This window comes from Mesorhizobium sp. M1312, assembly GCF_040318115.1.
GTDB lineage: Bacteria > Pseudomonadota > Alphaproteobacteria > Rhizobiales > Rhizobiaceae > Mesorhizobium.
Map to the genome: position 1 here is coordinate 51,494 of NZ_JAMYLQ010000035.1, position 21,154 is coordinate 72,647.

General features: G+C 62.6%; 21 protein-coding genes and 4 pseudogenes. 21 read left to right on the forward strand and 4 right to left on the reverse strand.

Annotation, left to right across the window (positions count from 1 at the left end; genetic code table 11):
* Positions 1-53 precede the first annotated feature (53 nt).
* The 3 genes from NKH36_RS29540 to NKH36_RS29550 all read left to right on the forward strand — a co-directional run bounded on the left by NKH36_RS29540 (position 54) and on the right by NKH36_RS29550 (position 2,662).
* Positions 54-974 carry a DnaJ C-terminal domain-containing protein gene (locus tag NKH36_RS29540; protein ID WP_352965563.1) on the forward strand — a complete coding sequence of 307 codons (921 nt, stop codon included), beginning with the start codon at positions 54-56 and terminating at the stop codon, positions 972-974.
* Positions 975-1,201: 227 nt separating this feature from the next.
* Complete coding sequence (fabI, locus tag NKH36_RS29545) at positions 1,202-2,020, forward strand: enoyl-ACP reductase FabI (RefSeq protein ID WP_352965565.1); 819 nt, start codon at positions 1,202-1,204, stop codon at positions 2,018-2,020.
* A gap of 54 nt (positions 2,021-2,074) precedes the next feature.
* Positions 2,075-2,662, forward strand: coding sequence for a histidine phosphatase family protein (locus NKH36_RS29550; protein WP_352965567.1), 588 nt, complete (start codon positions 2,075-2,077; stop codon positions 2,660-2,662).
* Between the two features lie 420 nt (positions 2,663-3,082).
* Here the strand turns inward: NKH36_RS29550 and NKH36_RS29555 are convergent, their stop codons facing one another.
* Complete coding sequence (locus NKH36_RS29555) at positions 3,083-3,340, reverse strand: DUF1344 domain-containing protein (protein ID WP_352965596.1); 258 nt, start codon at positions 3,338-3,340, stop codon at positions 3,083-3,085.
* Positions 3,341-3,618: 278 nt separating this feature from the next.
* Between NKH36_RS29555 and aroC the strand changes: the two genes are divergently transcribed.
* From aroC to NKH36_RS29595, 8 genes and pseudogenes are all read left to right on the forward strand, one after another.
* On the forward strand, positions 3,619-4,728 hold the full coding sequence (aroC, locus tag NKH36_RS29560; RefSeq protein WP_352965569.1) for a chorismate synthase: 1,110 nt from the start codon (positions 3,619-3,621) through the stop codon (positions 4,726-4,728).
* A gap of 105 nt (positions 4,729-4,833) precedes the next feature.
* Complete coding sequence (ribB, locus tag NKH36_RS29565) at positions 4,834-5,934, forward strand: 3,4-dihydroxy-2-butanone-4-phosphate synthase (RefSeq protein ID WP_352965571.1); 1,101 nt, start codon at positions 4,834-4,836, stop codon at positions 5,932-5,934.
* A 489-nt stretch (positions 5,935-6,423) separates the two neighbouring features.
* Positions 6,424-7,071: pseudogene (gene paoA / locus NKH36_RS29570) on the forward strand (aldehyde dehydrogenase iron-sulfur subunit PaoA).
* Positions 7,068-8,018, forward strand: coding sequence for an FAD binding domain-containing protein (locus NKH36_RS29575; protein ID WP_352965573.1), 951 nt, complete (start codon positions 7,068-7,070; stop codon positions 8,016-8,018). The pseudogene paoA and the gene NKH36_RS29575 overlap by 4 nt, the downstream one beginning before the upstream one ends.
* Before the next feature lie 3 nt (positions 8,019-8,021).
* Positions 8,022-10,229, forward strand: coding sequence for an aldehyde oxidoreductase molybdenum-binding subunit PaoC (gene paoC, locus NKH36_RS29580; RefSeq protein WP_352965575.1), 2,208 nt, complete (start codon positions 8,022-8,024; stop codon positions 10,227-10,229).
* 139 nt (positions 10,230-10,368) lie between these two features.
* Positions 10,369-10,647: pseudogene (locus NKH36_RS29585) on the forward strand (carboxymuconolactone decarboxylase family protein); the annotation flags it as partial.
* A 205-nt stretch (positions 10,648-10,852) separates the two neighbouring features.
* On the forward strand, positions 10,853-11,179 hold the full coding sequence (locus NKH36_RS29590) for a carboxymuconolactone decarboxylase family protein (protein ID WP_352965577.1): 327 nt from the start codon (positions 10,853-10,855) through the stop codon (positions 11,177-11,179).
* Positions 11,180-11,203: 24 nt separating this feature from the next.
* Positions 11,204-11,542: a cupin domain-containing protein gene (locus NKH36_RS29595; protein ID WP_502912140.1), complete on the forward strand. Its 339-nt coding sequence runs from the start codon at positions 11,204-11,206 to the stop codon at positions 11,540-11,542.
* Between the two features lie 108 nt (positions 11,543-11,650).
* Here the strand turns inward: NKH36_RS29595 and NKH36_RS29600 are convergent, their stop codons facing one another.
* Positions 11,651-12,874, reverse strand: coding sequence for an MFS transporter (locus tag NKH36_RS29600; protein ID WP_352965582.1), 1,224 nt, complete (start codon positions 12,872-12,874; stop codon positions 11,651-11,653).
* Positions 12,875-12,993: 119 nt separating this feature from the next.
* On the opposite strand from NKH36_RS29600, the gene NKH36_RS29605 reads away from it, so the two are divergent.
* From NKH36_RS29605 to NKH36_RS29640, 8 genes and pseudogenes are all read left to right on the forward strand, one after another.
* Entirely contained in the window at positions 12,994-13,638 is a 645-nt protein-coding gene (locus NKH36_RS29605) for a TetR/AcrR family transcriptional regulator (RefSeq protein WP_352965585.1), read from the forward strand.
* 214 nt (positions 13,639-13,852) lie between these two features.
* Positions 13,853-14,779 (forward strand): histone deacetylase family protein, encoded by a 927-nt coding sequence (locus tag NKH36_RS29610; RefSeq protein WP_352965598.1) that lies wholly within the window; start codon positions 13,853-13,855, stop codon positions 14,777-14,779.
* Between the two features lie 3 nt (positions 14,780-14,782).
* Positions 14,783-15,034: an exodeoxyribonuclease VII small subunit gene (locus NKH36_RS29615; protein WP_352965601.1), complete on the forward strand. Its 252-nt coding sequence runs from the start codon at positions 14,783-14,785 to the stop codon at positions 15,032-15,034.
* Positions 15,035-15,145: 111 nt separating this feature from the next.
* Positions 15,146-15,412 (forward strand): DUF2277 domain-containing protein, encoded by a 267-nt coding sequence (locus tag NKH36_RS29620; protein ID WP_126039692.1) that lies wholly within the window; start codon positions 15,146-15,148, stop codon positions 15,410-15,412.
* A gap of 10 nt (positions 15,413-15,422) precedes the next feature.
* Positions 15,423-16,343, forward strand: a complete 921-nt coding sequence (locus NKH36_RS29625; RefSeq protein WP_352965587.1) for a pirin family protein — start codon at positions 15,423-15,425, stop codon at positions 16,341-16,343.
* 132 nt (positions 16,344-16,475) lie between these two features.
* Complete coding sequence (gene dxs / locus NKH36_RS29630) at positions 16,476-18,389, forward strand: 1-deoxy-D-xylulose-5-phosphate synthase (protein ID WP_352965589.1); 1,914 nt, start codon at positions 16,476-16,478, stop codon at positions 18,387-18,389.
* A gap of 586 nt (positions 18,390-18,975) precedes the next feature.
* A pseudogene (locus NKH36_RS29635) lies at positions 18,976-19,473 on the forward strand (ABC transporter substrate-binding protein); the annotation flags it as partial.
* A gap of 55 nt (positions 19,474-19,528) precedes the next feature.
* A pseudogene (locus tag NKH36_RS29640) lies at positions 19,529-19,960 on the forward strand (ABC transporter substrate-binding protein); the annotation flags it as partial.
* On the opposite strand, the gene NKH36_RS29645 reads toward NKH36_RS29640, so the two are convergent.
* Positions 19,891-20,067, reverse strand: coding sequence for a hypothetical protein (locus tag NKH36_RS29645; RefSeq protein WP_352965606.1), 177 nt, complete (start codon positions 20,065-20,067; stop codon positions 19,891-19,893). The pseudogene NKH36_RS29640 and the gene NKH36_RS29645 overlap by 70 nt on opposite strands.
* Before the next feature lie 15 nt (positions 20,068-20,082).
* On the opposite strand from NKH36_RS29645, the gene NKH36_RS29650 reads away from it, so the two are divergent.
* Both NKH36_RS29650 and NKH36_RS29655 read left to right on the forward strand, forming a co-directional pair.
* Positions 20,083-20,391, forward strand: coding sequence for a periplasmic substrate-binding domain-containing protein (locus NKH36_RS29650; RefSeq protein ID WP_352965609.1), 309 nt, complete (start codon positions 20,083-20,085; stop codon positions 20,389-20,391).
* A 60-nt stretch (positions 20,392-20,451) separates the two neighbouring features.
* Complete coding sequence (locus NKH36_RS29655; protein WP_352965591.1) at positions 20,452-20,604, forward strand: hypothetical protein; 153 nt, start codon at positions 20,452-20,454, stop codon at positions 20,602-20,604.
* A gap of 138 nt (positions 20,605-20,742) precedes the next feature.
* Here NKH36_RS29655 and NKH36_RS29660 read toward each other — a convergent pair whose 3' ends face one another.
* Positions 20,743-21,087 carry a HEAT repeat domain-containing protein gene (locus NKH36_RS29660; RefSeq protein WP_352965604.1) on the reverse strand — a complete coding sequence of 115 codons (345 nt, stop codon included), beginning with the start codon at positions 21,085-21,087 and terminating at the stop codon, positions 20,743-20,745.
* Positions 21,088-21,154: the final 67 nt, after the last annotated feature.

The window sequence follows — 21,154 nt, forward strand, 5'->3', positions numbered from 1 at the left end:
GAGCGCATATAGGTGGCAATCGTGGAATCAACTCCTTCTCCAGGGCAGGAAGCATGCGCGACCCCTATGAGGTGCTGGGCGTTGCCAAGAACGCATCGGCCAAGGACATAAAATCGGCGTACCGCAAACTCGCCAAGGAGTATCATCCGGACCAGAATCCGGATCCCAAGGCGAAGGAGCGGTTTGCCGCGGCCAACCAGGCTTACGAGATCGTCGGCGACGAGAAGAACCGTGCGGCTTTCGATCGCGGCGAGATCGACGCCGACGGCAAGCCGCGTTTCCAGGGCTTCGAAGGTGCCGCGGGCGGCGCCGATCCGTTCGCCGGCTTCCGTCGGCAGCAAGGACCGGGCGGCTCGCGCTTCGAGTTTCGCTCAAGCCGTCCGGGCGGCGATCCGTTCGACGGCAACAGCGACATCTTCAGCCAGATTTTCGGCGAGACCTTCTCTCGCGGTGCCGGCACGGGCGCCGGCCGGCAGGCGCCGTCCGGCGCCGACCTGAACGTGACGCTCGACGTCACCCTCGAGGAAGCGGCAACCGCGGAGAAGGTGACGGCGATGTTCCCCGACGGACGCAAGGTCGCCGTCAAGCTGCCAGCCTATGTCGAGGATGGCCAGACCATCCGGCTGAAAGGCCAGGGCGAGCAAGGGCCGGGGCAGCCGGGCGACGCTCTGGTCAAAATCCGCTTCCGCCGCCATCCGCGCTATCGTGTCGAAGGCCGCGACCTCCATGCCGACCTGCCGGTTGCACTGGCGGATGCCGTGCTGGGTGCCAAGGTGGCGGTCGAAACGCCGACCGGCAAGCTTGCGGTCAATGTTCCCGCCTGGTCGAGCTCGGACAAGGTCCTGCGGCTGAAGGGCAGGGGCCTGCCGGAAAAAGTTGGCGGACACGGTGATCTCTACGCCCATGTGCGGCTGATGCTGCCTGAAGGGGGCGACAGCGATCTCGAAGCGCTGATGCGCAACCGGAAACGCTAGCGCACGACCCTAAATCGAGGGTCAGCGTCGCAAAATCGGAATCGATTTCGCTGGGGATCATGCGCAAGATTAGGTGTTTCAGTGCCGTTTGCGCGTCCAAAAAGGACGCGCGGCGCTGTGGGGCGATGGTTTTGTCCCCTGAACTGTCCGTGTTGAGCGCTTGAAGGGGCTCTGTGCCTGTGCGATAGCCACTCCACAAAGCAGAAGATCTTGCGGAGAGCGCTCACATGGCGGGTGGACAAGGCATTATGGCCGGCAAGCGCGGGCTTGTCCTTGGCGTCGCGAACAATCGGTCGATCGCCTATGGCATAGCCAAAGCTTGCGTCGACCACGGCGCCGAGATTGCGCTGACCTATCAGGGTGAGGCGTTCAAGAAGCGCGTCGAGCCGCTGGCGGCGGAACTCAACGCCCATGTCGCCGGCCATTGCGATGTGACCGATCCGGCAACGCTCGATGCGGTCTTCGACGACATCGCCAAGCATTGGGGCAAGCTCGATTTCCTCGTGCACGCCATCGCCTTTTCCGACAAGGACGAGCTGACAGGCCGCTATGTCGAGACGACGCGCGACAATTTCCTGCGCACGATGGACATTTCGGTGTTTTCCTTCACCACCATCGCCAAGCGCGCCGAGGCGCTGATGACCGATGGCGGCTCGCTGCTGACGCTGACCTATTACGGTGCGGAAAAAGTGATGCCGCACTACAACGTCATGGGTGTCGCCAAGGCGGCGCTCGAAGCCAGCGTGCGCTATCTGGCCGTGGACCTTGGCGCCAAGAAAATCCGCGTCAACGCCATCTCCGCCGGTCCGATCAAGACGCTGGCTGCCTCCGGCATCGGCGATTTCCGCTACATTTTGAAGTGGAACGAATACAATTCGCCGCTGAAGCAGACGGTGACGCAAGAGGAAGTCGGCGATTCAGCCGTCTATTTCCTGTCCAACCTTTCGCGCGGCGTCACCGGCGAGATCCACCATGTCGATTCCGGTTACCATGTCGTCGGCATGAAGGCGGTCGACGCGCCCGATATTTCGACCGTCAAGGAATAACCCCTCGAACTCTCCCGCCTCCAGCCTGCTCTCGACCGCTCTCCGGATGACCTGATGTATCCGCTCGTCTACATCGCGCGCCACGGCCAGACGGTGTGGAACGCCGAGTCCCGGCTGCAAGGACAGGCCGACACCGATCTCAACCCGCTTGGCTGGGAGCAGGCGACCCGCAACGGCCATCGGCTTGCCGAATTCGTTGATAACCCCGAGGATTTCGACTTTGTCGCCAGTCCGATGCGGCGGACGCGCCAGACCATGGAGCGCATTCGCATGGCGATGGGGCTTGATCCCCAAGCTTACCGCACCGATCCGCGCCTTGTCGAAATGAGTTTCGGCGACTGGCAGGGTTTCACCTTTCCCGAACTCGAGGCCCGGCATCTGGGCTCGGGCAGGGAGAGGCGCCTCGACAAATGGAATTTCCTGCCGCCCGGCGAGGGCGCCGAAAGCTATCAAATGCTGCTCGAGCGGGTAAAGCCGTGGTTCGACGCGCTGGACCGCCAGACGGTCTGCGTGACCCATGGCGGCGTCGTGCGCGCCCTGTTCCGCATGGTGCTGGGAATGCCCCAGAAAGAAGCCGCAAACCTGAATGTGCCGCAGGATCGCTTGCTCAGGCTACAGGGACGACGCCTGGAGTGGCTCTAGCGGCGAAATCCAATCATTCGGAACGACCTTGTTCAGCCCTTCTCGCCGTCGCTTCACACCGGCCGGCAAAGCCGTCCGACGTGCTGACATTGAGGACACCTGCCGATCTTGACGCCGTGGCGACGATCGTCGCGGCCCCGATCCGGTCGAGAGCTGCGAACAAGCTCCGGGTCGATGGAGCTCCGGGCATGAGTCAGGCCGAGATCTAGCCGGAACTCTTCACCGGCCATTTCGACGATGGAGCCGCCCATCTGCCGAGCATGCGTGGTGCACTGCCCGACGGAGTGTGTCGTGAACAAAGGCCTGAAGTCGGCTGAATGAGTTTTGACCAAGACCGTGATCCCGAACCGGGGGTTCGGACAAGATTGTAGGTCACCCGACCTTCATCCCGGCTTTCGGGGCAGGTCAGCCGGAAAGCCTCTATTCGGTTGAATCCGGCAATTGCATGTCGGTGATCACGTTCTCGCCGTTTGTCTCGTCGTAGGCGATCACGATATCCATGCCAGGTTTCAGCGCATCGAGAGCGGGTTCGGCATTCAGCTTGTAGGACTTGCCGTCGTCGAGTGTCAGCGTCAACGTGTCCTTATCGACCTCTTTGATCAGGCCTTCGGTTTGGCCGGCGAAGGCGGCAGTGGAAATCAGCAACATGGCGGCAACGGCGCCGATCGGGATACGCATCATCGTCCTCTTATCATTGCGCCGGCACGGTGGCGGCGGGTGTTCAACAGACGGATCGAGGGAAGCAGAAACCAACCGAATGTGTCAAAACTAAATCCACCAGATCACAGTTTGACCACTGCCGAAAACGCCAATAGAACGCAGACTACAGCGCCGCGCATCCTGTTGGACGCGCACAGGACGCTGTAGCACTTTGATTTTGCGCATGACCCCGAAAATTGCTCCGGTTTTCGGGGTCATGCGCTCAGCCGGCTCCGATGCCGGCAGGGCTGGTTTTGATGTCTCACAATACGTTTGGCCATCTTTTCCGCGTCACCACCTGGGGCGAAAGCCATGGCCCAGCGCTCGGCTGCGTGGTCGACGGCTGTCCGCCCGGCGTCCGCTTCACGCGCGCGGAGGTCCAGGCCGACCTCGACAAGCGCCGCCCGGGTCAATCGCGTTTTGTGACGCAGCGTCGCGAACCCGACGAGGTCAAGATCCTGTCCGGCTTCATTCTGGATGAGGACGGCGAGACCATGATCACGACTGGCACGCCGGTGTCGATGCTGATCGAGAATGTCGACCAGCGCTCCAAGGACTATGGCGAGATCGCCCGCCAGTACCGGCCGGGTCATGCCGACTACACCTACGATGCCAAATACGGCCTGCGCGATTATCGCGGTGGCGGCCGGTCTTCGGCCCGCGAGACGGCGGCGCGGGTGGCGGCCGGAGCCTTGGCCCGCAAGGTCGTGCCCGGCATGATCGTGCGCGGCGCGCTGGTGTCGATGGGGGAAAAATCGATCGATCGCGCCAACTGGAACTGGAATTTCGTTGGCGACGCGGAAAATCCATTTTTCACGCCCGATCCGGCATCGGTCGCCGTCTTCACCGCGTACCTTGACGGTATCCGCAAGTCCGGTTCCTCGGTCGGCGCGGTCATCGAGATCGTCGCCGACGGCGTTCCGGCAGGCCTGGGCGCGCCGATCTACGCCAAGCTCGATCAGGACATTGCCTCGGGCTTGATGTCGATCAATGCCGTCAAGGGTGTCGAGATCGGGAACGGCTTCGAGGCTGCCCGCATCACCGGCGAAGAAAATGCCGACGAGATGCGTATGGGCAATGACGGCAAGCCGGTCTTCCTGTCCAACAACGCAGGCGGAATCCTCGGCGGCATCTCGACCGGCCAGGCGATTGTCGCGCGCTTCGCCGTCAAGCCGACCTCGTCGATCCTGACCCCGAGAAAGTCGATCGACAAGGACGGTAACGACGTCGAGATCATGACCAAGGGCCGGCACGATCCCTGCGTCGGCATCCGCGCTGTGCCGATCGGCGAGGCGATGGTTGCCTGCGCGATCGCCGATCACTATCTGCGTCATCGAGGACAAACGGGGAAGGGAATAGGGGAATAGGGAATATGTTACGCGACCGCCGAGACGCCAAACTTTTTCCTTTTCCCTACTCCCGTACTGCCCTACTCCCTTACTCCCCTATTATCGCGAGCGAAGCGAGCGCCTATGCCTTACGACCAGAAGAAGATCGTCGAAGCCCTGCGCGCCTTCGAACGCGGCGAGATCGTCGTCGTCATGGACGATGACGGGCGCGAGAACGAGGGCGACCTGATCGTCGCGGCCGTCCATTGCACGCCGGAAAAGATGGCGTTCATCGTCCGCAACACCTCCGGCATCGTCTGTACGCCGATGCCGCGCGAGGAAGCCAAACGCCTCAACCTGTCGCCGATGGTCGCCGACAATGACTCGGCCCATACCACCGCCTTCACCGTCAGCGTCGATTTCAAGCACGGCACAACGACGGGTATTTCGGCCGAAGACCGAACATTGACCGTGCGCAACCTTGCCAACGGCAATGTCGGCGCGTCTGATTTCGTCCGCCCCGGCCACATCTTTCCGCTGATTGCGCGCGAAGGCGGCGTGCTGATGCGTTCGGGCCATACAGAAGCCGCGGTCGACCTCTGCAAGCTTGCCGGCCTGCCGCCGGTCGGCGTCATTTCCGAGCTGGTCAATGATGACGGCACCGTGATGCGCGGCCCGCAGGTGCAGGCCTTCGCGGAAAAGAACGGTTTGAAGCAGATTTCGGTCGCCGACCTCATCGCCTATCGCCAGCGCAAGGAAACGCTGGTCGAGCGCGTCGCGTGTTCGGACATCGACACGCCTGGCGGCAAGGCACAGGTCTTCACCTACACGCTGCCTTGGGATTCGATGCACCATGTGGCGATCATGTTCGGCGATATCCGCGACGGCGAGGAGGTGCCGGTGCGGCTGCACTCCGAGGACGTTGTAACGGACGTCTTCGGTACCAGCCACAGGCTGGACGCCATCATGAAATCGATGGGCGAGCGCCGGCGCGGCGTCATCGTCTATCTGCGCGAGGGCTCCGTCGGCGTCGCCCATCAGGAGCGCAACCGGCCGGCTGCAGGCGACCGCGAGGGTCATGAAGAGGCGCGCCGCCGCGAAAGCGAATGGCGCGAGATCGGCCTTGGCGCGCAAATTTTGAAGGATCTGGGCATTTCCTCGATCAACCTGATCGCCTCGCGCGAACGCCACTATGTCGGCCTTGAAGGTTTCGGCATCCACATCGCCAAGACCGAAATTCTCTAAAAGGGGGCGCGTCGCAGCCCCCCTGTTGGCCGGAGAAACTGCTTGCCGACCTTAGCGCCGTGTGGCTCAGGACGGATTGCGACGTCCCGAGCTTGGCCGCAGCGCGCGTGAAGCTGTGCCAGAAAGCCACTCAGGCCGGCAAGCTCCTCATGTCGTATTCATGAAGTTCCGATTTGCCATTATCTGGATGCGGTGAGCGGCGCAGCCGATTTCGGCAGGCCCGCGGATACGCCGCGCCTCTCTGATGGTCGCGTCTGCCTGACGGCCACGTTCGCCTGATGAATGATGACTCGCGCGCCAGCATTCATGACGCTCACGCATAAGAGCATGCGGAATTAAGCCCCTAATCGCGAGCGCTGCTCAAACTATCTTTCCCCTTGGGACAGATCTGTCCCGATCGCGACGACCAACAGGACGTTGCCGAAAATCTGCACGCCTTCAGCAGCCATTGATGTGCTCGCTCTGACAGAGAAGAGGATCAAAAGCGACATGACGACATCCGGAGACTTTAGTATCACCAGACGGGATCTGTTGATGGCAGGAGCCGCTTCCGCGGCGATGACCGCGGCGCCATCCGTAGCGAACGCTCAAGCTCGCGACGTGCGTTCCGCCGTCGGCGAGCCTGCCATGTCGAAAGTGGCCATCACTGTGAACGGCCAGGCCCGCAAACTGGACCTCGACACGCGCACCACGCTGCTCGATGCGTTGCGCGAGCACCTGCATCTCACCGGCACCAAGAAGGGCTGCGATCATGGCCAGTGCGGCGCCTGCACGGTGATGGTCGACGGCCAACGAATCAAATTCATGCTTGACGCTCGCGGTGATGCACGAAGGCGACACCATCACCACCATCGAAGGGCTCGGCACGCCGGAGAACCTGCACGCGATGCAGGCCGCCTTCGTGAAGCATGACGGTTATCAGTGCGGCTATTGCACGCCCGGGCAGATCTGCTCCGCCGTGGCGGTGCTCGCCGAGATAGAGGCCGGCATTCCGAGCCATTGAGCGAAGATCTGACCGCGACACCGCAGGCAACTGCCGGCGAGCTGCGCGAGCGGATGAGCGGCAACATCTGCCGTTGCGGTGCGTATTCCAACATAGTCGAGGCGATGACCGAAGTCGCCGGGAGGCCGGCATGAGATCCTTCACCTATGAGCGTGCGAGCTCACCCATCGAAGCTGCCGCTGCAGCGGCGAGCACGCAAGGCGCCAAGTTCATTGCCGGCGGCACCAACCTGCTCGATTTGATGAAGCTCGAAATCGAAACGCCGACGCACCTGATCGATGTGAACGGCTTGGCGCTCGACAAGATCGAAACGACGACCGAGGGTGGGCTGCGCATCGGCGCCCTGGTGCGCAACACCGATCTCGCCGCGGACGAGCGCGTGCGACGCGACTATGGCCTGCTCTCTCGCGCGCTGCTCGCCGGCGCCTCGGGCCAGCTGCGCAACAAGGCGACCACCGCGGGCAACCTGCTGCAACGCACGCGCTGCCCCTATTTCTACGACACCAACCAGCCATGCAACAAACGCCAGCCCGGCAGCGGATGCGCGGCGATTGGCGGGTTCAGCCGTCAGCATGCCGTGATCGGCGCAAGCGAGGGGTGCATCGCAACCCATCCGAGCGATATGGCCGTGGCGTTGCGGACGCTCGACGCAACAGTGGAGACGATGCGCCCCGACGGCACGACGCGCAGCATCCCCATCGCCGAGTTCCACCGGCTGCCCGGCGACACGCCGCATGTCGAGAACGTACTCGTACCCGGCGAGCTGATCACCGCGGTCACGCTGCCCAGACCGGTGGGCGGAACACATATTTATCACAAGGTGCGCGACCGGGCGTCCTATGCCTTCGCACTGGTCTCGGTCGGCGCAATCGTGCAGCGCGACGGCACCGGGCACATCGCTCTCGGCGGCGTGGCGCACAAGCCATGGCGTGTCGAGGCAGCTGAGATCGAGATGCCGCGCGGCGCCAGGGCCGTGACGGTGCACCTGCTCGCCGATGCCAGGCCGACGCATGAAAATGCATTCAAGCTGCCGCTGGTCGAGCGCACGCTCGCCGCGGTTCTGGCGGAAGCAAGGAGCTGATTCATGAGATTCGATACCCCCGCTACGACCAACCCGATCGACCAGCTCAAGGTCGTCGGCAAGCCTACCGACCGGATCGACGGTCCGCTCAAGACCACAGGCACTGCGCCCTATGCCTATGAATGGCACGATGTCGTACCCAACCAGGCCTATGGGTATGTGGTCGGCTCGGCCATCGCCAAGGGCCGGATCGCCTCGATCGATCTGACCCATGCCAAGGCCGCGCCAGGCGTGCTGGCCATTGTCACGGCTGAAAACGCCGGCAAACTCGGCAAGGGTGACTGGAACACAGCCAAGCTGCTCGGCGGTCCCGACATCCAGCATTATCATCAAGCGATTGCGCTCGTCGTCGCCGAGACGTTCGAACAGGCGCGCGCCGCGGCGCAGTCGCTCCGCGTCGAGTATATCCGGGCCCAGGGCGTGTTCGACCTCGCGAGCGCCAAGGATTCCGCGGTCGTGCCGGAGGCCACGCCTGATACTGCGGTCGGCGATTTCGCCGGCGCCTTTGCCAGTGCGCCGGTCCAGCTTGATGCGACCTACACCACGCCCGATCAAGGGCACGCGATGATGGAACCGCATGCATCGATGGCCGCCTGGGAGGGGGACAAGCTCACGCTTTGGACGTCGAACCAGATGATCGCCTGGAGTACGGGGGACATGGCCAAGACCCTCGGCATCCCCAAGGAGAATATCCGGCTTATCTCGCCGTTCATCGGCGGCGGCTTTGGCGGCAAGCTGTTCGTTCGATCCGATGCGGTGCTTGCAGCCCTTGGCGCACGCGCCGCCCGGCGGCCAGTGAAGGTGGCGCTCGCGCGACCTTTCATGCTCAACAACACCACGCATCGACCGGCAACGATCCAGCGCATCCGCATTGGCGCGACCCCGGACGGCAAGATCACCGCGATCGGTCATGAAAGCTGGTCTGGCGACCTGCCCGGCGGCGGGCCAGAAAATGCGGTTCAGCAGACCAGCTTGCTCTATGCCGGCGCCAACCGCATGACTGCCACGCGGCTTGCCGTGCTCGATCTGCCCGAAGGCAATGCGATGCGTGCGCCGGGCGAAGCGCCGGGCTTGATGGCGCTGGAGATCGCGTTGGACGAGATGGCGGAAAAGCTCGATATTGATCCGATCGAATTCCGCATTCTCAACGATACCCAGGTCGATCCTTCGAACCCGGATCGCCGGTTCTCGCAGCGCCAGCTGGTCGAGTGCCTGCGCATCGGCGCCGAACGCTTTGGCTGGAAGACGCGCGACGTCCAGACCGGCGGCACCAAGACCGGCCGGGTCCGTGAGGGGCGCTGGCTGATTGGTGCGGGTGTTGCCGCGGGTTTTCGCAACAACCTTCTGACGACGTCTGCCGCGCGCGTCCGGCTCGATCATTCTGGCACCGTTACGGTCGAGACCGACATGACCGATATCGGCACCGGCAGCTACACGATCATCGCCCAGACGGCGGCGGAGATGATGGGTGTGCCGCTCGACAAGGTGGTGGTACGGCTTGGCGACTCGATCTTCCCGGTTTCGGCCGGCTCAGGTGGACAATGGGGCGCCAACAACTCGACATCAGGCGTTTATGCCGCGTGCGTCAAGCTGCGCGAGGCGGTGACGCAAAAGCTTAGATTCAACTCTGCCGAGGCCCTCTTTGAGGATGGCAATGTCCGCTTCGGCAGTCGCGCCGTTTCGCTCGCCGAGGCCGCAGGTGAAGCAGGCCTCGTCGCCGAGGACGCGATAGAATATGGCAACCTCGCCAAACAATACCAGCAATCGACCTTTGCTGCTCACTTCGTTGAAGTCGGTGTCGACGCCGCAACCGGGGAGATCCGCGTGAGGCGGATGCTCGCTGTTTGCGCGGCCGGTCGTATCCTCAATCCCAAATCGGCGCGCAGCCAGGTCATCGGCGCCATGACCATGGGCGTCGGCGCGGCGCTGATGGAGGAGCTTGCGGTCGACAAGCGCCACGGCTTCTTCGTCAATCATGATCTCGCCGGCTATGAGGTGCCCGTCCACGGCGACATCCCGCACCAGGAGGTGATCTTTCTCGACGAGACCGATCCGATTTCGTCGCCAATGAAGGCCAAAGGCGTTGGCGAGCTCGGCCTCTGCGGGGTCGGCGCGGCGATCGCCAATGCGATCTACAACGCCACCGGCGTGCGCGTGCGCGACTATCCGATCACACTCGACAAGCTGCTTCCGGGTTTGCCCGAGATCTGAGCGTCGCTGTCGTTCTCGGGGAGCAATCGTCTTCCCTACTGCTGCGCCTCGCGAGCATCCAAGAGCGCTCGTCATCGAATGCAAATCTGGATCAGGAATGGAGAATCTCCTCATGAAGAAACTCGCGGCTTCCCTCGTAATGTCGTCGCTCGCCGCCTCAGTTGGCGAGGCGCAGGAGCGACCCGCAGGCCGGATCGCACCGCCGGATGTCTATGTCGTGGCGCCTGGGCTCGGAGATTACACGGACCAGCTTCTGTTCGGCGACGTCTGGCTGCGCGACGAGCTCAAGCCTCGTGATCGCAGCATCGTCACCGTCTCGGCCCTGATTGCGTCGGGGCGCATTGCACAGGTGGGCGGACATGTCGGCCGGGCGCTCGATAACGGCGTCACCCCAAGCGAGATCGGCGAGATCATCACCCATCTCGCCTTCTACTCCGGCTGGCCGAACGCCATTTCCGCCGTCAACGCGACAAAGGAGGTCTTCGACGCGCGGCATCAAGCCGGTTGCGGCCGAGGCGAGGCAGCCGCTGGAACTCGATCCAGATTCCGAGGCGGCAACGACTGCGAGCATCGATACGTCGACCGGCCCGATCGTTCCAGCGCTCGCGGAATACACAAACCGGGTGCTCTTCGGCGATCTTTGGCGGCGGCCGCAACTCTCTGCGCGCGACCGCAGCCTCGTCACCATCGCCGGGCTCATCGCGACGGGCAAAGCCGAGCAACTGCCATTCCATGCGAGCCGCGGGATGGACAATGGCCTGACACGAACCGAGGTCGCCGAGGTTCCGCCGCACCTGGCCTATTATGCCGGCTGGCCCAATGCGATGTCGGCGGTGCCAGTCCTACGCGCGGTCTTCGAGGCTCGCAAAGCCGCTGCGCCAGGGGAAGCGGAAAGCCCCGCCAGCGCGCTCACTGTGCAGAGATACGACCCGGAGGCCGCGGCCACTTGATCACCTGAAAACTTCACCGGCTCCGTGCGGGTCGAGTCGCGGTTTCAAGCCGAAGAGCCGGCGCGAGTCGGCGGGGCGACGGTGAGCTTCGAGCCGGGCGCACGCACAGCCTGGCATACGCATCCGCTTGGCCAGACGCTGATCGTCAAAAGCGAAGGCGGGCCGATCAAGGAGGTGAGGCCTGGGGATGTCGTGACTATCCCGCCAAATGTTCGCCACTGGCATGGCGCCTCTAAGGCGACCTCCATGACCCACGTGGCCGTGGCGGAGTCCCTCGATGGCAGTGCCGTCACCTGGATGGAGCAGGTGACGGACGACCAGTATGCCAACGGTCCGGAGGCCGCCGATCAGTGCCGTGGTTGATTTGCTGCGCCGTCTCGGCCCTTAGGGGCGTCGCACCAGAGGCGGGCAGCCGTATACGTTTTTCGAAACGAGGACGTCCGGCCCCGCTTGGGACCGGACGCATAGAGACTATTCAGCAGGGACCGCGGCTGCGTCGCATGCGGAGATGTCACAATCGGCCGTGGCAAGGCTGCGCATGCCGAGCAGCACGATGACCAGCGCGATTGCGCCCGCCGCCACCGACACCAGGAACCCGCTCTGTGCACCGAAGGCGTCCACCACCCATCCGGCGGCGAAGGAGCCTAGCGCCATGCCGATGCCTATGCCGGTCATGACCCAGGTGACGCCCTCGATCAGCATCGCCTCCGGCACGCGCCGCTCGATCAGGCCGAATGCCGTGATGAAGGTCGGCGAGATCGCCACACCGCTAACGAAGACAGCCAGCACCAGAAGAGGCACCGTGTCTGCGACAGGCAGCGGCAGCGTGGTGAGCGCGATGATGGCGACGGCGATGGCAAGCTGAATTTGCAGCGGTGTTTTCAGGTTCAGTGCGCCGAGGACGATGCCGACGACGAACGATCCGAGCGCGTAGACGCCGATAACGAGACTGGCAGCGCCCGGCTGGCCGAGCTCCTTGGTGATCGCCACGGTGCTCACCTCTGTGGTCGCGAAGGTCGCGCCAATGAAGATCAGGGCGAAGGTGATGATTTGGACCGGCCGCAGGCGGATTGCCGAGCCGCGCGATCCTTGGCCGACCGGTCGCACGTGCGGCTCGGTCGAACGCTGCAGGATGAAGGCTGTCGAGCCGAAGGCGAGGAACAATGTGCTCGCCAACATTCCCGCTTCCGGGAAAAGCGCGACGCTCAGGCCCACCGATAGCGACGCCCCGGAGATGTAGACCAGCTCGTCCGCCGCCGACTCGAAGGCGAACGCGGTGTTCATCTCGGGGCGATCCCGGAAGAGCTCTGTCCAGCGCGCCCGCACCATCGCTGGGATGCTGGGCATTGCCGCGGCCAGCAGCGCTGATACGAACAGTGTCCATATCGGCCAGTCCTGGTTGGCCGCCGCAATCAGCACCACGAAAGCGAGCACGGAAATGACGGTGGTGGGCACCACAACCCGCGCCTGGCCGAGGCGATCCACCAGTCGCGATATCTGCGGCGCGACGAAAGCATTGGCCAGCGCATATGTCGCGGAGACGGCTCCGGCCAGCCAGTACTCGCCATGCGTCTGCGACAGCATCGCAACGATTCCGATCGGGGCCATGGCCATCGGCAGCCGAGCAACGAAGCCGGCTGCGGCGAAGCCCTTGGCTCCCCTTGCTTTGAAGATTTCGCGATAGGGATTGGGCATGAGAACACTCCTGGATTTTTGAGGCCGAGCCACTTATATACGTGGCGTATGCTAATCAGATAATGACATACGGCGCGTATGTCAATTAATATACGAGACGTATGGGAAGGAATGAGCGAATGGGGCACAAACCACGCAAGGAGATGATCGCCGAGACCCGCGCCAAACTGGTCGCGGCGGCGCGCCACGCCTTTGGCAGTGTCGGCTATGCCGAGGCCTCGATGGATGACTTCACCGCATCGGCCGGGCTGACGCGCGGCGCACTTTATCATCGCTTCGGCGACAAGAAGGGGCTTCTTCAGGCTGTCATCGCCGAGATCGACGCGGAGATGTTGGCCCGGCTGAAGATCGTTTCGGCCAAGGCCGACACTCTCTGGCAGGGCTTTGTCGACGAGTGCACCGCTTATATCGAGATGGCGCTTGAGCCGGAGATCCAGCGTATTGTCCTTCGTGACGGACCGGCGGTGCTGGGCGATCCTTCGCAATGGCCGAGCCAGAATGAGTGCATCCGCTCGATGAGCGAGAACCTTCAAAAGCTGAGGGAAGAGGGAACCATCGTTGCCGTTGATCCCGAAGCCGCAGCAAGGTTGATCAGCGGCGCCTCGCTACATGCCGCGCAGTGGATCGCAAATTCGGAGGATCCCGAAGCGACGTCGAAAAAGGCGGTGAAGGCCTTCAACGTGCTTTTGGAGGGGCTGCTCAAACAAGGCGGCAGGATTGGCCGTCCGCAAGCACCGGCTGAAATGGACAAATCGCTGGCCTGACTCTGTTTCAAGATCATCGAAGGCAAAGTGCGCCACCCGAATGGGATCGGCCGAGGTGCTTTTCGAAACTCACGCAACACAAGGAGAGGGCGCTGACCTCGCCAGGCAATTCGCGCCCCCCAACCAGCACCCAACATCCAAACCCTGTTGAACGTCTGCCTTTGGTCGTGCCAAAAACATGGTCAAAGCCGCCGGGCGCGCCTATATCGGGGGCATGGTCACAAGGCTTTATACCCATCCGATCTTTCTCGAGCACATAACGCCGCCCGGTCATCCGGAGCGGCCGGACCGCCTGCGCGCCATCGAACGGGTGCTCGACGACGAAGCCTTTGCGGCCCTTGATCGTGCCGAGGCGCCGGAAGGCGACGAGGCCACCATCCTCTACGCACATCCGCAGGAATTCGTCGAGCGGGTCCGCGCTTCGATACCGGATACCGGTATCGCGCGCGTCGACGCCGACACCACCGCCAGCCCGAAAAGCTGGCAGGCGGCCGTGACGGCGATCGGCGCTGCCAACGCCGCCGTCGACGATGTCTTTCGAGGCAACGTCGCGAATGTCTTTGTCGCCGCCCGGCCGCCCGGCCATCACGCCGATAAGACGACGTCCATGGGCTTCTGCCTGTTCAACACCGCGGCGATCGCGGCGCGCTACGCGCAAAGGCAGCACCAGGCCGAGCGCGTTGCCATCGTCGACTGGGACGTGCATCACGGCAATGGCACGCAGGATATTTTCTGGGACGATCCGTCGGTGCTCTATTGCTCGACGCACCAGATGCCGCTTTATCCCGGAACTGGAGCCGTGAGCGAAACGGGCGCCGGCAACATCGTCAACGCGCCGCTGGCGCCACAGACCGGCAGCGAGGTTTTCCGTGACGCTTTCCTGTCGCGCATCCTGCCGGCGCTCGACAATTTCGCGCCCGACCTCATCATAATTTCCGCCGGTTTCGACGCACATCACCGCGATCCGCTGGCTGAGATCAACCTGACCGAGGACGATTTCGACTGGGCAACCGGCCAGCTGATGCAGCGCGCCGGTCGCCACAGCGACAACCGGCTCGTCAGCCTGCTCGAGGGCGGCTACGATCTGCAGGGATTGGCATTTTCGGTCGCCGCCCATGTCGGGCGACTGATGAAAGGATAGATGATGGCTGGTGAGATCAACGAAGACGTCAAGGCAATGAGCTTCGAGCAGGCGCTCGACGCGCTGGAGAAAATCGTCGATGATCTGGAGCGCGGCGACGTGCCGCTCGACCAGTCGATCCGCATCTATGAGCGCGGCGAGGCGCTGAAGGTGCATTGCGATCGGCTGCTCAAAGCGGCCGAGGACAAGGTCGAGAAGATCAGGCTTTCGCGCGACGGCAAGCCCGTGGGGACAGAGCCGCTGGACGCGGAGTAAGGCACGGTCTCGAACGCCAATTTCGCCTTGCGGCTTTTTGACATGATCATGATTGTCGATAAAATTCATCCCGTTTGAAAACGGCTCCAGGACGAGAGGAGATTGCGAACGATGTGCAGAAACATCAAGACCCTGTTCAATTTCGATCCGCCGGCAACCAATGACGAGGTCCGCGATGCCGCACTCCAGTTTGTCCGCAAGCTGAGCGGAACGACGCGGCCGTCGAAACAGAACCAGCATGCGTTCGATCACGCCGTCGAGGCCATAGCCGCGTCGGCGCGCGAATTGCTAGACAGCCTCGAGACGACACAGCATCCGCGCAATCGCGAAGAGGTGGCGGCCAAGGCGAAAGCTAGGTCTGCGCTCCGCTTCGCCTGAGGAAGACCGCATGAGCTTCTTCCCCGGAAACGACCCTCAGGCCGGCGATGCCTTCGCCAGCGACCAGATCGAATTGATGGTCATTCCGAACGCCAAGGACATTGGCGGCTTCCAGGTTCGCCGTGCCTTGCCGACCGCGAAGCGGCGGCTGGTTGGGCCTTTCATCTTCTTCGACCGCATGGGCCCGGCCATCTTGCGGGCCGGTCAGGCGCTCGATGTTCGTCCGCATCCGCATATCGGCCTGTCGACGGTTACTTACCTGTTCGACGGCAAGATCAGGCATCGCGATTCGCTCGGCACCGAAATGGTCATCCAGCCCGGTGACGTGAATTTGATGACCGCCGGCCGCGGTATCGTCCATTCCGAGCGTACGCCACAGGAGTTGCGCGGCGCGCCGATGTCGGTTTCCGGCCTGCAGACATGGCTGGCGCTGCCCGACGACAAGGAGGAGGTCGACCCGATCTTCGAGAATACGGCGGCCATGCGCCTGCCCGAGATTGACGGCGAAGGCCTCAGCGGGCGCGTCGTCATCGGCGCCTTTTCCGGGCTGCGGTCTCCCGTCATGACCGCTTCCGCCACGCTCTATGCAGACCTCAGCCTGGCGCCCGGCGCCAGCGTGAAAATCCCTGCCGATGCCGAGGAGCGCGCCATCTATACGTTGGAAGGCGAGGTATCGATCACCGGCGATCGCTTTCCGGCGGAGCGACTGCTGGTGTTCCGGCCCGGCGACGAGATCATCGTGTCGTCTGAGGGAGGCGCCCATTTCATGCTGTTCGGCGGTGCCTCGCTCGGCTCCAAGCGCTACATCTGGTGGAATTTCGTGTCATCGTCGAAGGAACGCATCGAACAGGCCAAAGAAGAGTGGAAGACAGGCCGCTTCGATATCGTCCCTGGCGATGAAGAAGAGTTCATTCCTCTGCCGGACAATTAGAGCGCCGCGCGCGGTTTTGGACACGCAAAGGAAACCTTAACACTTTGAATCTGAGCCGCGTCACTCACACGCATTTACATTCGCCGGCCAGCGGCCTATTTCGCACGTGAATAAAAAGCAGCCCTAGCACCAGTGAACGCAAAGCTCCATACGCCCCTTCTCGACAAGGTCCGCATACCGGCCGACCTCAGGACGCTTGACGAACGCGATCTGCCGCAGTTGGCAGCGGAGCTTCGCACCGAGTTGATCGACGCCGTGTCCCACACCGGCGGACATCTCGGTGCTGGCCTTGGCGTGGTCGAACTGACGGTCGCATTGCACTATGTCTTCAACACGCCAGACGACCGGCTGATCTGGGATGTCGGTCATCAGGCCTATCCGCACAAGATCCTGACCGGCCGCCGCGACCGTATTCGCACGCTGCGCCAAGAGGGCGGCCTGTCCGGTTTCACCCAGCGCGCCGAGAGCGAATACGACCCGTTCGGCGCCGCCCACTCCTCGACCTCCATTTCCGCCGGCCTCGGCATGGCAATGGCACGCGATCTCTCCGATGGCCGCAACAATGTCATTGCCGTTATCGGCGACGGCGCCATGTCGGCCGGCATGGCCTACGAGGCGATGAACAATGCCGGCGCGCTCGATGCCCGTCTGATCGTCATCCTCAACGACAACGACATGTCGATCGCTCCGCCGACCGGCGCAATGAGCGCCTATCTGGCCCGCCTCGCATCGGGCAAGACCTATCTGGGCTTGCGCGATTTCGGCAAGAAGCTGACGTCCTATCTCGGCGAGCGCGCCGATCGCGCCATCAAGCGGGCGGTCGAGCATGCGCGCGGCTATGTCACCGGGGGCACGCTGTTCGAGGAAATGGGTTTTTATCACATCGGCCCGATCGACGGGCACAATCTCGAGCACCTGATCCCGGTGCTGAAGAACGTCCGCGACAATGCCGACGGTCCGGTGCTGATCCACGTCGTGACCCAGAAGGGCAAGGGCTATGGCCCGGCCGAGGCGGCCGCCGACAAATATCACGGCGTCAACAAATTCGACGTCATCACCGGCGCGCAGGCCAAGGCGCCGGCCAACGCGCCGAGCTACACGAAGGTCTTTGCCGAAAGCCTGGTCCAGGAGGCCCGAGAGGACGACCGCATCGTCGCCATCACCGCCGCCATGCCGAACGGCACCGGCCTCGACCTCTTCGGCGAGGTGTTCCCGTCGAGGACCTTCGACGTCGGTATCGCCGAACAACATGCGGTGACCTTTGCCGCCGGCCTTGCCACGGAAGGCTTCAAACCTTTCGCTGCGATCTATTCGACCTTCCTGCAGCGCGCCTACGACCAGGTCGTCCACGACGTCGCCATCCAGAAACTGCCGGTGCGCTTTCCGATCGATCGCGCCGGCTTCGTCGGTGCCGACGGGGCGACCCATTGCGGCGCCTTCGACACGACTTTTTTGGCGACGCTGCCCGGTTTCGTCGTCATGGCCGCGGCGGACGAGGCGGAACTGCGCCACATGGTGCGCACGGCGGCAAGCTATGATGAAGGCCCCATTGCCTTCCGCTACCCGCGCGGCAACGGCGTCGGCGTCGACCTGCCGGAGCGTGGCTCGGTTCTCGAAATCGGCAAGGGCCGTATCGTCAGAGAGGGCACCAAGGTTGCGCTGCTTTCCTTCGGCACGCGGCTGCAGGATTGCTTGGCTGCGGCCGAGGAACTCGGCGCGGCAGGGCTTTCCACCACCGTCGCCGATGCCCGTTTCGCCAAGCCGCTCGACGAAGACCTGATCCGGCGGCTGGCGCGCTCGCATGAGGTGCTGGTAACAGTGGAAGAGGGCGCGGTCGGTGGCTTCGCCAGCCATGTGCTGCAATTCCTGGCCCATGAAGGGCTGCTGGAAAACGGCCTGAAGGTACGCCCGCTTGTGTTGCCCGACACTTTTGTCGATCACGCCAAGCCCGAAAAGATGTACGCCGACGCCGGGCTTGATGCCGCCGGCATCGTGCGCACCGTCTTCGTCGCGCTGGGACACACCGCCAGCGCGCAAAGCGCCTGAATCAAAGTCTCAACGGCTTGAATAAGCTTGTCGACAGGCGGTCGTAACCGACTGTTTACGCTGCCAGTCGGCATTCGCCTACGGTGTCTCTTGGCACCGGTCTCGCGGCCAATCTTCTAGAAGCAGAGTGAAATCCTGACGCTTGGTACCGCGTGTGAAGAGCAGAAATGGGTGGTTTCGTGCCGTTCGATTGTCGACTGGAAATGAGCGACCAGCGCCAGAAACGGACATTAGCGAAAGCGATTCCAGGGCAGCTTTGGAAGAGCGGACATTCGACATCCTCATATCAATTCATCAGCTTCGGCTCCGAGAATACCATGTGCGATCTAAAATTTGCGTGCGCGGGTGATAGAGGCGGACCCAGCAACTCCAGCCAGGTGTAATCGAAATACAGGTTGGCAATCTTTCCGTCGCAGCCAACGAACTGGATATCGACCGATCCATCCGCCCCGGGCGAGGCCCAAGTCCGCGCGGGATCAAGCGAGAGGACACGAGTCCGACCGTGCGCTGCCGGAGGTTCCTCGTTAGCTCGGGAATGCCTGTTGTGCTATCGTCCTAAAGTCTGTCGGGCCGCCGAGGGTCTCGCATGATCTTCCGTTCGAGGGAGAGAGCATCTGTGACGGAATTTGAAACGAAACTGAAGTTGGCCGCCAAGCTTGCCGCGAAAGGCAGGGTTTCGCGTCGCGACTTTGTTCAGCTGGCCCTCGCCGCCGGCCTTACCGCCACGGCCGCCAATGCGAAGTTCGTCCAGACGGTGCGCGCCGAGCCCAAGAAGGGCGGCACCTTGAAGATCGGCATCGGCGATGCCGCCGCCACCGATTCACTGGACCCGGGTAGTACCAACGTCAACCAGTTCACCGGCACCGCGCTATTCGGAACCTTGTCGAATAGCCTGACCGAGATAGATTCCAAGGGCAACGTGGTCCCCGACCTCGCCGCGAGCTTTGAGCCGTCAGACGGCGCCAAGAAGTGGGTGTTCAAACTGAGGAAAGGAGCCACCTTTCACAATGGCAAGACGGTTACCGCCGACGATGTCGTGGCCTCTGTCAGGCATCATAACGTCGAGGGCACGAAATCGGTGATGAAGTCGCTCTTGGCTTCCGGTCAAGAATGTCGTCGCCGACGGTGCCGAGACGGTGGTGTTCGAACTCGACGGCGGCAATGCCGACTTCCCCTACATCATGTCGGACATCCCGGTCATGCCGGCGAAAGAGGGCGGCGTCGACTGGGAGTCGGGCATCCGCACCGGCCCCTACATGCTCGAGAAATTCGAGCCCGGCGCCATCGCCACCTTCAACAAGAACCCGAGCTACTTCAAATCCGACAAGGGCTGGTTCGACCGTGTTGAATGCCTGGCGATCTATGATGTAACGGCGCGCACCAACGCGCTCTACACCGGCGAGGTCCACTACATGGATCGCTGCGACCTGAAGACGCTCGACATTCTGAAGCGGAACCCCGATCTCGCGATCTTGGAGACGACGGGCTACGGCCATTACGTCTATGTCATGAATGTCCAGAAGGCGCCCTTCGACAATCCCGATGTGCGGAATGCGATCAAATACTCGCTGAATCGCGACGAGATCGTGCAGAAGGTGTTCTCGGCTACGGCGCCGTCGGCAACGACAATCCGATCGCGCCGACCGTCAAGTTCGCGATCGATCCGCAGCCGAAGCACGTCTACGACTCCGACATGGTCAAGAGCCTCCTCAAGAAGGCGGGGGCCGAGAACACCCAGTTCGACCTGTCGGTCGCGAATGCTGCGTTCACGGGTGCGACCGACTCGGCTCTCCTGTGGCAGGAGCATGCCCGGGCGGCCGGGCTCAACCTGAATGTGATCAGGGAGTCCAACGACGGCTATTGGGACAATGTCTGGCTCAAGAAGCCGTTCTTCGCCTCTTACTGGGCCGGCCGGCCGACGTGCGACTGGATGTTCACCGTCGCCTATGCGGCGGAAGCGGTGTGGAACGAAACGTTCTGGAAAAATCCGCGCTTTAATTAGCTGCTCGTCGCCGCCCGCTCGGAGACCGACGATACCAAGCGTGCCGGCATGCATGCCGAAATGCAGCAATTGCTTCATGGCGACGGCGGGCTGGTGGACCTAGTCTTCAACTCCTATGTCGATGCCCACACCACGGCTCTCGCCCATGGCGAGGTGGCGTCGAACTGGCCGATGGACGGGCAGAAGATCGCCGAACGCTGGTGGTTCGCCTAGGCCGTGTACTCATAAACTGGGATGGCGGACTGGACGCGTTTGATGTCTCCTTGTCCCCAACAGCGGCTCCGGAGCGGACATCGCAGCAGGTCGGAGTTGGGCCACAAGCGGAAATCCCTGGCGCGCGTCCAGGGTCCATCAATTGCCTCTGATTTTGGACAGCGCGTCCTTTGCGTAAATGCCAACCAGAGCTTCATTCTGGAGTGCCACGAGCGCAGGTATCGCAGCTCGTGCCGGAGGCCCGATCTTTCCCAGCGCCTCGATGGCCTCCCGGCGGAGATATTCAACCTTAAGCGCTTCAAACAGAGCCGGAACGGCTTGTAATGCCGCTGGTCCAAACCAGCCCAGTCGCTTTGCTGCATATTGCTGGGAAAAGGGATTGCCGGTCTCAAGCTCTGCTTCCAGGCTCGTAACGGTGACGTCTAGAGCGGGATGAATTGAGTCTGAATCGAAAGGGGATTCCCTAAGGCGAGCAAATCTGATTCAACCTGCTGGCTGGGTCAGGAGGCTGGCATGGATGGGCAAGCCTTACTCGATGGATCTTCGCACG